The sequence below is a fragment of the Bradyrhizobium sp. genome, assembly GCF_052389815.1.
Lineage (GTDB): Bacteria > Pseudomonadota > Alphaproteobacteria > Rhizobiales > Xanthobacteraceae > Bradyrhizobium.
In genome coordinates this window covers 67,506-73,646 of sequence record NZ_JBQTHN010000152.1, presented here as the reverse complement: position 1 = coordinate 73,646, position 6,141 = coordinate 67,506, and the positions used below count along the sequence as shown (strand labels likewise).

The window sequence follows — 6,141 nt, the reverse complement described above, 5'->3', positions numbered from 1 at the left end:
TTCGCTTCCCGACTTATCCCAGCCGGCCCGCGGCGTGGGCGAGCAGGGTGTAGACGAGGCCCGTCTCCGAGGTGAGGTGGGCACGCAGCGCCTGCGGGCCGCGCTCGTCGCGGGCGACTTCGTCCAGGAGCCGCTCGAACTCGGCGATGTAGCGGTCGACCGTTTGCTTGAAGCCGCGGTCGGCGCGGTATTTGCGCGCGACCTCGTCGAACGCCTTCTGGCCGGCCGGCGTGTACAGGCGCTTGGAGAACGCCTTGCTCTCGCCGCGCTGGTAGCGGTCCCACATCTCGGCGGCGAGGTTGCGGTCCATCAGCCGGCCGATGTCGAGCGACAGCGACTCCAGCGGATTGGCCGGGCCCTGCGAACGGCCGCGCTGCGGCTGCTGCTGGCCGCCGCCGTCGGTGCGGCTGAGGAGGCCGGAGAGCCAGCCGTCACCGCCTTCGGTGTTGGCGGGCGACACCGGCGGAGCCTCGGTGCGCCGCGCCGTCTGCTGCACGCCGAGATCCGGCGGGGGCAGGGTGGAGGCGCTGCCGCGTCCGCCACCGCCGCCGACGGCGGCCATGGCGGGCTCTTCCTGGCGCACGCTGGCGCGGCCTTGCGCGACCACGTCGAGGCCGCGGCCGTGATGGGCGACGATGCGGTTGAGCTCGGCGAGCGCCTCGATCTGGTCGACGATCACCTTGCGCATCTGCGCGGTGCTCTCGGCGGCCTCCTGCGGCATTTCCAGCACGCCGCGGCGCAGCTCGTTGCGGGTCGCCTCGAGCTCGTTGTGCATCTCGGCGGCCATCTGCTTCATCGCCTGTACCATCGCCGAGAACTTCTCCGTCGACTCCTTGAACATGGAGTCGGTCTCGTGCGCGCTCTGCTGGTAGAGCTCGCTCATGGCATCGAGCGTATGCTGGCGCTCGTTCTCGGCGGCGGCACGCACCGCCTCGAACTGCCGGCTGATCGCGGCAGAGCCTGCGCCGGCGGTCTCCGCCACCACGCGGGCGATGTCGCGGGCGCGCTCTTCGGCGGCGGCAAGCGATTCATCGAGCAGGCTGGTGAAGCGCGACAGCCGCTGGTCGAGGTCGGCGGTGCGAAGATCGATGGTGGTGACCAGCGATTCCAGCGTCGACTTGCGCTCGGCGACCGAGCTTGAGGTCGAGCGATTGGCCTGCTCGACGACGGCGGCAGCCTCGACGAGTGCCTTGCCGTGGGTATCGAACTGGCTCGATAGCGCGTTGAGGTCGAACAGCGCCTTGGCGGTCTTGTCGTTGAACACCGAGAGCTGGTCTTCCAGCGTCTGGGTCGCAACGCCGTTGCGGCTGGTGACGTCGTTCATCGCGGAGACGAAGTCGGCGACGCGGGTGACCAGCGCTCGCTCCAGCGAGTTGAGGTTGTCCTGGGCGCCGGTGAGCACTTCCTGCAAGAGGATGTTGCCCTCGCGAAGGCGCTCGAACAGCGCCACGGTGTCGGTGCGCAGGATCTTGCTGGTCTCCTGCATCTCGGTGACGGCGGCAATGGAGACCTGGCGCGACTGGTCGATCGCCGCGCGCGAGGCCTGCTCCAGCTCCTTCAGCGACTTGCCGACGGCGCCGGTGGCGAGCTCGCCGGCCGAGACGATCGCGCGCGACACGTCCGAGCCGTGCGCGCCCATCGACTGGGCGAAGGCCTGGCCGCGGGTCTCGATCGCCTTCAGCGAGTCGGCGGTGACGCGGTCGATCTCGGTCGACAGCTGGTTGGTCCTGGCGGTGAGCGCTTCGACCAGCGCGCCGCGGCGGCCGTCGATCATCTGCGACAGGCGGTCGGACGTCTGCGTCACATAGGTGACGATCTCGTCGGTCTTGCCGGTCATGGTCGAGCCGAAGCCCGAGGAGGCGGCGAGCACCGAACGCTCGACGTCTGCGGAGGTCGACTTGATCTTGGCGGAGACCTCGTTGGAGGCGGCGACCAGCGCGTTCTGCGCATTGCTGGCACTGGCCTGGATCGCGGTCTGCGCAGCGTTGGCAGCGCCCTGGATGGTGTCGGTGGTGTTGGCGGTGACGGCTGCCAGCGCCCGCTCGACGTCGGCCGAGATCGATTTGATCTGGCTGGCGGCATCGCCGGTGCCTGTCACCAGCGAACGCTCGATGTCGGTCGAGATGGCGCGGATCTGGCTAGCTGCTTCCGCCGAGGTCGAGGCGAACGAACTCTGCGCCTCGCGCGCGCTGTTCAGGATGGCGGCCGCAGTGTCGGCGCCGACGGCGGTGAGGGTGCGCTCGATGTCGGTGGCTAGCGACTTGACATGCTGAGCCGCTTCCGAGGACGCGTTGATCAGCGTGTTCTGGGCCTCGCGCGCGCCCGTCGTGACCGAATCCGCGGTGGCGGCGCCGGCCATCGAAAGCGTGCGCTGCACGTCGGCAGCCAGCGTCTTGACCTGCTCGGCGGCGGTCGCGGAGGCGTTGACGAGCGTGCTCTGCGCCTCGCGGGCGCCGGTCGTGATGGATTCGGCAGTAGCGGTGCCGGCCATCGACAGCGAGCGCTGCACGTCGGCGGAGAGCGACTTGACCTGCTCGACCGCGGTGGTGGAGGCCGTGACCAGGGTGTTCTGCGCCTCGCGGGCGCCGGCGGTGATGGCCTCCGCGGTGGAGGTGCCGGCGATCGACAGCGTGCGCTGAACGTCGGCGGACAGCGCCTTGACCTGGTTGGCCGCGTCGGTCGACGCGCTCACCAGCGTGCTCTGCGCCTCGCGGGCGCCCGACAGCACGGAAGCGGCAGTGGCGCTGCCGGCGGCCGACAGCGTGCGCTCGACGTCGGCGGCGAGCGACTTGATCTGGCCGGCGGCATCCGAGGAGGAGGAGACCAGCGTGGTCTGCGCCTCGCGGGCGGAGGTCAGGATGGAGGTCGCGGCCGCGGTGCCGACAGCGGTGAGCGCCGCCTCCACTTCCGAGGAGGTCAGCTTGAGCTGGGCGCCGACGTCGGAGGAGACGCCGAGCAGCGCCTGCTGCGCGGTGCGCGCTCCGGTCTGGATGGTCTCGCTGGTGTTGACCACGAGGTTGGTCAGCGAGCGCTCGGCGTCCTCGACATGCGACTTGATGCCGGAGGAGAGCATCTCGGCGCGCGACATCAGATCCTCGCTGGCCTGGCGGCCGGAGCTTTCGATGCGCCCGGCGACCGCCTCGACGCGCGAGCCGAGCAGGTCTTCGAACTGCGCGACGCGGGTATCGATGTCCGACGCGATCAGGCCGACGCGGGTCTCGATGCCCTGGTGGATTTCCTGGAAGCGCGCCGAGATGGTGTCGGTGAGGTGCGAGCTGCGGCCGTCGATGGTGTCGGTGACCGCCGCGATGCGCTGGTCGACCGCCTGCACCGCCTGCTGCGCGCCTTCGGTGAGCGAGGTGGTGAGGTGGGAAAGCCGCGAGTCGATCGAGTGGATGGTCTGCGCGGCGCCGTCGGTCAGCGTGGTGGCGAGCGAGGCGAGGCGTGTATCGATGGTCTCGGTCACCGACCTGGCGCGGGTGTCGAAATTCACTTCGAGCGACTTCAGGCGGCCGTCGATGGTCTCGTCGAATGACTTGATCTTGTCGTCGAGCGAGGTGTCGAGATTGGCGACGCGCGTGCCCAGCGTAGTTTCGAACTGCAGCAGGCGATGGTCGAGCGAAGCGGTGATCTCGCCGCCGTTGGAGGTGAGGCGGGTGTCGAAATTGTCGACGTAGCTCTTCAGGTTCTCGGAGATTTCCGCCGTTCGCTGCCCCAGCCGCTCGACGATGTCGCCGCCGAAGGTCTTCACCGTGCGGTCGAACTCGGAGATGTGGCGGGTGATCAGCGCGCCGAGCGTGCCGCTGTCGCGGGCGAACTTCTCGGCGAGCTCGGCGCCCTGGTTCTTCACGAGGTCGTCGAACGCGCTCATCTGTAGCGACAGCGAGTCGTGCGCGGTCTCGGTCTGGCTCACCACCTTGGCGACCAGCGAGTTGACGGTGACGTCGAGCGCGTCGCTCGCCTTGTCGCCGGAGGTGAGGATGCGGGTGGCGAGCTTGTTGCCGGCCTCGTCGATCTTGTTGACGAGGTCGCCGGAGCGCAGCTCGAGCTCGAGCAGCAGCGAGTCGGAGGAGTTCTTCAGGGAGTCGTGGACCTGCTCGGTGCGGTCGGAGATGCCGTCGACGATGGTCGCGGAACGGCTCTCGAATTCCGCGGTGATGCGGTCGATGCGTTCGTTCAGCATCTCGTGGACGCGGTCGGCGAGGTCGACGAACTCGTCGTGGACGTGGCCGGTCTTGAAGTTGAGGCTGGTGGTCAGCCGCTCGGAGGCGTCGAGCACGGCGCGCGTGGTCTCGGACGAGGCCTCCTCGAGGCGGTCGAGCAGGTCGCCGCCGCGCTCGCCGAGCGCGAGGATCATGTTGTCGCCGGCATGGGAGAGAGCGCTGGTGATGTGGGCGCCGCGCTCTTCCAGCGCGCCGGTGATGCTCTTGGCGACCTCGTCGACGCGCGAGGCGATGGCGTCGGAGATCAGCGCGATGTCGTGGCGCAGATCGATCTGCACGCCGGAAATGGCGCTGCGCACCTGCTCGGCCTGGCCGACCAGATTGTCGCGCTGGTGTGCGATGTCCTGCAGCAGCGCACGGATGCGCACTTCGTTGTCGGAATAGGCGCGCTCCAGCGCCGCCACCTCGTTGGCGACGAGCGTCTCGAGCTCGCCGGCGCGCGCAATCGCGCGCTCGATGCCGTCGCCCATGGCGGCGACCTCGCGGCGGATCGCCTGGCCGACGGTGACCATGGAGTCGCTGGCGGCGCCTTCCGGCTCGGAGAAGCGGATGGCGACCTGCGCCATCGCCTGCGCGATCATGCGCATTTCCTGGCCGCGCCAGGCGAGGCTGGCGAGGAAATAGATCAGCAGCACGGGTGCGAAGAACAGCGCGGCAAGGCCGCCGAGCACCAGCACGCCGCCGCTCTGGCCGATCGCGGCCTGCAGCGAGCTGAGGAAGCTGACCGTGAGCAGCGCGCAACCGGCGAGCCAGATGGCGGCGAAAATCGTCGCAAGCGTGTAGACGCTGCGGGCAGGGCGGCCCTTCTGCAGCGATTGCAGCAATTGGCCGATGGTCTCGCGGTCGTCATTGGCGGCGCGGCGCGGCGCGCGCGGCTCCTCGATCGTATCGAACACCGGACGGTCGGAAGCGATGCTGGTGCGGGCTTCGAAAACAGGCTCGGGATAGGCGGGCGCGGTGGCGGTCATCACCGGCGGCGCCATGTCGACGGGCGCGGCGCTGCGGTTCGGATCCGGATTCGGCTCGCTGATGTTGAGGGCCTCCTGAATGGCAGAAAGCGCAACTTCTGTCGGGTCTTTCGCCTTTTTCGGATTGTTCGCCATGGTCAGCCTGAGCCCTCTTACTATACGCCTCCGGTGCGCCTGCAATCGTCCCCTCGCGAGGCGCCGGGCCGGAAAACATGCCCGTTGAGCGATGCAAAGTCGCGCAACTGCGCGCACTTTTCCGCTTCATCCGCCGAACATCCTATTGGTTGAGCGGTGCGAATGAAATGGCCGCGATTAAGACAATCTTAATCATCGTTAACAGGTTTGCGCCGTAAGATATTAATAGTCCTCAGAATTCTTGCGGGAACCCGGCGAATGGGGCTTCGAGCCGGCCAAAACAAGGCAGATTTGCGGCAAGTCCACCAAACGTTCCGTTAACCAATTTCATGGTTGGCTGGCGAGCGCGCCCGCAGCCAAGGCTTAGGCTGCGGCGAGAATTGGGTTCTGCCATGTCGCTTCATCTCGAACGGATCGAATGGATGTCCTCGCCGCCGCTCGTACCCGATGACGGGCCGATCGACTTTGCGCATCTTTCCCGCATGACGCTGGGCGACCCGGCGCTCGAATGCGAGGTGCTGACGATGTTCGTGGCGCAATCGGCCCGGATGCTGGATCAGCTCGCGAGCTTGCCGCCGGAGGCGGGAAACATTGCGCATACGCTGAAGGGTTCGGCGCGGGCGATCGGCGCCTTTGCGGTGGCGGAAGCCGCTGCCCGGCTCGAGGCGGCGGTGGGGAAAGCCGGCAGCGCCGCGGTCGCGCTGGAACGGCTCAGGGATGCCGTGGCGGAAGCCAAGGGCGCCATCGACGTGTTCCTCCGCCGCAGCCGATAGACGCAATATCCCACCGAAAACGCACCGTCTGTCCCGCCGCCA

The 6,141-nt window shown here is 68.2% G+C and carries 2 protein-coding genes; one reads left to right on the top strand and one right to left on the bottom strand.

Going from position 1 to position 6,141, the window contains the following annotated elements; genetic code table 11:
- Positions 1-13: 13 nt before the first annotated feature.
- Positions 14-5,326 (bottom strand): methyl-accepting chemotaxis protein, encoded by a 5,313-nt coding sequence (locus tag ACT4OC_RS23820; protein WP_444841491.1) that lies wholly within the window; start codon positions 5,324-5,326, stop codon positions 14-16.
- Positions 5,327-5,718: 392 nt separating this feature from the next.
- On the opposite strand from ACT4OC_RS23820, the gene ACT4OC_RS23815 reads away from it, so the two are divergent.
- On the top strand, positions 5,719-6,099 hold the full coding sequence (locus tag ACT4OC_RS23815) for an Hpt domain-containing protein (RefSeq protein WP_444841490.1): 381 nt from the start codon (positions 5,719-5,721) through the stop codon (positions 6,097-6,099).
- The last annotated feature ends 42 nt before the right edge of the window (positions 6,100-6,141 follow it).